2 protein-coding genes are annotated in these 5,715 nt (G+C 71.0%); both read left to right on the top strand.

Translation table 11 applies throughout. The features are described 5' to 3' along the window. On the top strand, positions 1 to 1,945 hold a 1,945-nt coding region (locus G4D87_RS32630), incomplete at its 5' end, for an Hsp70 family protein (RefSeq protein ID WP_163786595.1). A gap of 142 nt (positions 1,946 to 2,087) precedes the next feature. Further along, positions 2,088 to 5,715 (top strand): condensation domain-containing protein (locus G4D87_RS32625; RefSeq protein ID WP_163786594.1); only part of this gene is annotated, 3,628 nt, incomplete at its 3' end.

Genomic DNA, 5,715 nt, shown 5'->3' with positions numbered 1-5,715 from the left:
GGACTACACGGTCCCACCCCCCACGGAGCATGCGCCCGTCGCCCTCTCCGCGGAGCCCGTCGCACCGGCGCCCGTCGCGGGCAGCGCGGCCGCCGCGCCGCCACAGATGATGACCCACGCGGCGCTGAACCTCAGCTCGGAGGAGCCCAAGCGCGCGGGCGTCGTCATCGGCATTGACCTGGGGACGACGAACTCGTGCGCGGCGTACGTCCGCAACGGCAAGCCGGGCGTGCTGCCCAGCCGAGAGGGCCACAACACGGTGCCCTCCATCATCGCCGTCAACACGCGGGGCAAGCTGGTGGTGGGCCACCCCGCGAAGGGGCAGATGCTCACCAACCCGCGCCAGACGGTGTACGGCGCCAAGCGGATGGTGGGCCGGCCCTTCGCGTCGCCCGTGGTGGAGCAGCTCAAGGACCGCTTCCACTATGAGATCGCCGCCAGTGAGAATGGCGACGCGGGCGTGAAGCTGGGCGAGCACGTCTACACGCTGCAGCAGATCTCCGCGCTCATCCTCCGGGAGGTCCGCGAGGTCGCGCAGAACCAGCTGGGCCACCCGGTGTCCCGCGCGGTCGTCACCGTCCCCGCCTACTACAACGACAACCAGCGCCAGGCGGTGCGCGAGGCCGGGAAGCTGGCGGGCCTGTACATCGAGCGCATCCTCAACGAGCCCACCTCGGCGGCGCTGGCCTATGGCTACGGGCGCGCGCTGAACCAGCGCGTGCTGGTGTACGACCTGGGCGGTGGCACCTTCGACGCGTCGGTGCTGGAGCTGAACGACAACGTCTACGAGGTCATCTCCACCGGCGGCGACACCTTCCTGGGCGGCATCGACTTCGACAACGCCATCGTCACGTACCTCCTGGACGAGTTCCAGAAGGCCACCGGCCGCGCGTTCCAAGGGGACCGGGTGGCCATGCAGCGCATCAACGACGCGGCCGAGCGCGCCAAGTGCGCGCTGTCGGAGCGCTCGGAGGTGCGGGTGCACGTCGCGTTCGTGACGATGATCGACGACAAGCCGTGCGATCTGGACGTCATGCTCTCGCGGCAGAAGCTGGTGGAGCTGACGGAGGGGCTGGTGAACCGCACCCTCCAGGTCTGCGAGGAGGTCCTGCGGGCGAAGAAGGTGGCGCCGCAGGACATCGACGAGGTCATCCTCGTGGGTGGGCAGAGCCGCTTCCCGCTGGTGCACGAGAAGATCACGAAGCTCTTCGGCAAGCCGCCCAGCAAGGGCGTGCACCCGGACGAGGCCGTGGCGCTGGGCGCGGCGCTGCTGGCGCACAGCCTGGGGCAGTTGGAAGGCGTGGTGCTCATCGACGTGCTGCCCATGGCCATTGGCGTGGGCCTGCCCGGTGGGCGCTTCAAGGCGGTGATGGAGCGCAACACGTCGCTGCCGTCCACCAAGAGCTACACCCTGGCCACGCACCGCGACGGCCAGACGGAGCTGGAGCTCACGGTGTTCCAGGGCGACTCCGACAAGGCCGCGGACAACGAGTACCTGGGCACGTTGAAGCTGGAGGGCCTGCCGAAGCTCCCGCGTGGCGCGGTGCAGGTGAGCGTCACCTTCGAGGTCAGCAACGAGTCGCTGTTGAAGGTCACCGCGCGCGAGGCCTCCTCGGGCCGCGAGGTGACGAGCACCTTCAGCACGCGCGACACCCCGGAGGCCGTGAAGGCCCGGCTGGCGCAGACCGAACCGGAGCCGCCGTCCGCTTCCAGCCCTGCAGCCGCGGCCCGGAGCGTGGGACACGCGGGGGCCACGGCCACGGGTCCGTCCGCTCCCGTGAAGGTGCCCATGTCCTCGGCCAACGCCGCGTCGGCCACGCGCCCGGTGCCCGTCCGGCCACCTTCGTCGGCCCCGGTGTCCGCGATGCCCACTGTCAGCGTGACTGCTGCCCCCAAGCAGAAGGGCTTCATGGAGTGGCTCAAGGGGCTGTTTGGAAGAGCCTGAAGACGCGCTCTGCGTGCCCTGTTCGCACTCAGCGTCATGCATGATTCCGGGAAATTTCCGGTGATTCTGGCCAGCCGCTAGAGGGTCGGATTTGCCTGCTATGTAGCGCCTCGCTTCCTTCCGGACAGACGAGCGCGCTGCCATGCATGAGACTCCGCGAACCCTCCTCGAAGTCCTGATCCAACGCGCCTCGAGCGAGACGGCGCACCGGAAACAGTACGCCTTCCTCGGCGACTCCGAAGCGGAGGAAGCCTCGCTGAGCGCGAGGGAGCTTCACGCGCAGGCGGCGCGCATCGGCGCGTTGTTGCAGGCCCAGGGCGCGCAGGGCCAGCGCGTGTTGCTGCTGTATCCGCCGGGGTTGGACTACGTCGCGGGCTTCTTCGGCTGCCTCTATGCGGGCGCGGTGGCGGTGCCCGCCTATCCGCCGGATCCGGTGCGGCTGGAGCGCACCCTGCCCCGCCTGCGCGCCATCATCCAGGACGCCGAGGCCACGGTGGTGCTCACCACGTCCGGCATCCTGTCGCTGGCGGACTTCGTCTTCGAGCAGGCGCCGGACTTCCGGGCGCTGAAGTGGCTGTCAACGGATGACCTGCCCGCGGGCGGTGAGTCGTCGTGGGTCGAGCCGCGGGTGGGCCCGGAGACGCTGGCGTTCCTGCAGTACACGTCCGGCTCCACGGGCACGCCCAAGGGGGTGATGCTCAGCCACGCGAACCTGCTGCACAACCTGGGGCTGATCGCCGGCGCCTTCCAGACGGGGCCGCGCAGCTCGGGCGTCATCTGGCTGCCGCCGTACCACGACATGGGCCTCATCGGCGGCATCCTCCAGCCGCTGTTCGCGGGCTTCCCCGTGACGCTCATGTCCCCCATGTCCTTCCTCCAGCGGCCCATGCGCTGGCTGGAAGCCGTGTCCCGGTATGGCGGCACCGTCAGCGGTGGACCCAACTTCGCCTTCGAGCTGTGCGCGCGGCGGGCCACGCCCGAGGACATCCAGGCGCTCGACCTGCGGGCCTGGGACGTGGCCTTCTGCGGCGCGGAGCCCATTCGCGCCGCGACGTTGGATCGCTTCGCGGAGGTGTTCGCGCCCAGCGGGTTCCGCCGCGAGGCCTTCTACCCCTGCTACGGCCTGGCCGAAGGCACGCTCATCGTCACGGGTGAGGAGAAGGGCCGCGTGCCGCGGGTGCACGTCCTGCAGGACGCCGCGCTGGGCCGTGGGCAGGCGGTCCGCGCCGAGCCCGGCTCCGAGGGCTCGAGGACCCATATCGGCTGCGGTGCCACGCTGGCCGAGCAGCGGCTGCTCATCGTGGACCCGGAGTCGCGCGTGCCACGGGCGCCGGGCCAGGTGGGCGAAATCTGGGTCTCCGGTGGAAGCGTCGCGCAGGGCTACTGGCGCAAGCCCGAGGCCAGCGTGGACATCTTCCAGGCCGTCCCGGTGGGCGCGGAGGCCGGGCCGAAGTACCTGCGCACGGGCGACCTGGGGCTGCTGCTGGAGGACGGGCAGCTCATCGTCACCGGCCGGCGCAAGGACCTCATCATCCTGCGGGGCCGGAACCTGTATCCGCAGGACGTGGAGAGCATCGTGGAGCGGGCCCACCGCAAGGTGCGTCCGGGCTGCATCGCGGCGTTCGCCATCGAGACACCGGAGGGCGAGGCCCTGGCGGTGGTCGCGGAGGTGTCGCGAGACCTGGCGGAGGGCTCGGACCCGGCCGCGCTGGGCGCCGTGGCGGACACGCTGCGGAAGGCCATTGTCGCGGAGCTCCAGGTCCAGCCGCACACGCTGGCGCTGCTGCCGCCCGGCTCGGTGATGAAGACGTCGAGCGGGAAGATCCAGCGCTTCGCCTGCCGTGCCGCCCTGGTGTCCGGCGAGCTGCCCATCGTGTGGCGCAGCGGGACGGGGGTCATCTCGGGGCCCGCTTCCCTCCCCGCTCCCGCGCCGGCTCCAGCCATCCAGCCCGCGCTCTCCCAGGAGGCGCTGGAGACGGCGCTGCGCGAGGAACTGGTGGCGGTGCTCGGCGCCGAGGCCGTTGGACAGGACGCCAGCACGCCGCTGACGTTGCTGGGCCTGGACTCGCTGGGGGCCGCGGATCTCCAGGGCCGCGTGGAGAAGCGGCTGGGGGTGCGCGTCTCCATCGCCGCGTTGTTGCAGGATTTGAGTCTGCGGTCGCTGGCGGAGTCCGTGTCCGCGGAGGGCACGGGCCGCCGGTTGCCGCCGCTCCAACAGCGCCCTGACGGTGCGGCGTCCACGCCCGCGTCGTTCACGCAGGAGCGGCTGTGGTACCTGCTCCAGTTGGATCCGTCCTGGACGTCGAACCAGATTCCGGTGGCGCTGACGCTGCGTGGGACGCTGGACGTGGCGGCGCTGGAGCGGGCCCTGTCGGAGGTGCTGCGCCGGCACGAGGTGCTGCGCACCCACTTCGCTTCGCGCGATGGCGCGCTGCTTCAGCGCGTGCAGGCGCCGGGCCCTGTCTCCCTGCCGTGCCTGGACTTCGCGGGCGTGAGCGGTGACGCGCGGCAGGCGACGCTCGAAGCCCAGGCGGTGCTCGACGCGCAAAGCCCCATGGACCTGGAGGCGGGCCCGCTGGTGCGGTGCTCCCTGCTGCGCTTCGGGCCGGAGGACCACGTCCTGCTGACCGTCCTGCACCACCTGGTGGTGGACGGCACGTCCGTCGCGCTGTTCATGCGCGAGCTGGCGGCGCTCTACGGCGCGTTCGTGGAGGGACGGCCGTCACCGTTGGCGGAGCCGGAGTTCCAGTACGGCGACTTCGCCGCGTGGCAGCGCGCGTACTTCACGCCGGAGGCGCTCACCCCGGAGCTGGCGTGGTGGAAGGAGGCGCTGGCTGGCGCGCCCCAGTTGCTGGCCCTGCCCACCGACCGGCCCCGGCCGCAGCGTTTGTCCGTCCACGGGGCCCGTCGCCTGCGGCTGCTGCCCGCGTCCCTCATGGCCCGGCTGCATGCCCTGGGACGGCGTCAGGGCGCCACGCCATTCATGGGCGTGATGTCCGCGCTGGCCACGGTGCTGCACCGCTGGAGCGGTCAGTCCGACTTCGTCGTGGGGACCGTCATCTCCGGTCGCGACGCGGCGGGCACTCGCGAGCTGATGGGAGACTGCACCAACTTCATCCCGCTGCGGGTCCGCCTGCCTGAAGCCGCGACGGCCGCGGACATGCTCTCCGAGGTGAAGTCTCGGATGCTGGGCGCGCTCGCGCATGGGTACGTGCCGTTCGAGCAGATCCTCGCGGCCGTGCAACAGCCTGGAGCGGAGCGCCGCGAGCTGTACAACGTGGGCTTCATCCTCGACGACTACGAGCTGCCGCGAGCGTTGTCCGTCCGGGGCGGGCTGACGCTCGACGTGTCCCTGGTGGACAACCACACCGCCGAGCTGGACATGATCTTCGAGGCGACGCACCGCCCCGAAGGCCTGCTGATTGGCTGCAAGTACTCCGCGGACCTGTTCGACGCGGAGACGGCGGACCGGCTCCTGAGCCATTTGGAGCACGTGATTCGCGGCATGGTGGAGGCGCCGGATGCGCCGCTGACCACCCTGCCTTTGATGAACGATGCCGAGCGGCAACACGCGCTCCACGGCTGGAATCCCCGCGTCGAAGCGCCTCCGTCCGGCACGCTGACGGAGCTCATCGAAGCGCAGGTGGCGCGGACGCCGGACGCGGTGGCGGTGGCGTTCGAGACGGAGCGGCTGACGTACCGGGAACTGGAGGCGAGGGCCAACCAGGTGGCGCACCACTTGAGAAGCCTGGGGGTGGCGCCGGAGTCGC

This window comes from Myxococcus vastator (genome assembly GCF_010894475.1).
GTDB classification, from domain to species: Bacteria; Myxococcota; Myxococcia; order Myxococcales; family Myxococcaceae; genus Myxococcus; species Myxococcus vastator.
Note: the sequence above shows the minus strand (reverse complement) of the source record. Positions and strands in the feature narration are given on the sequence as shown.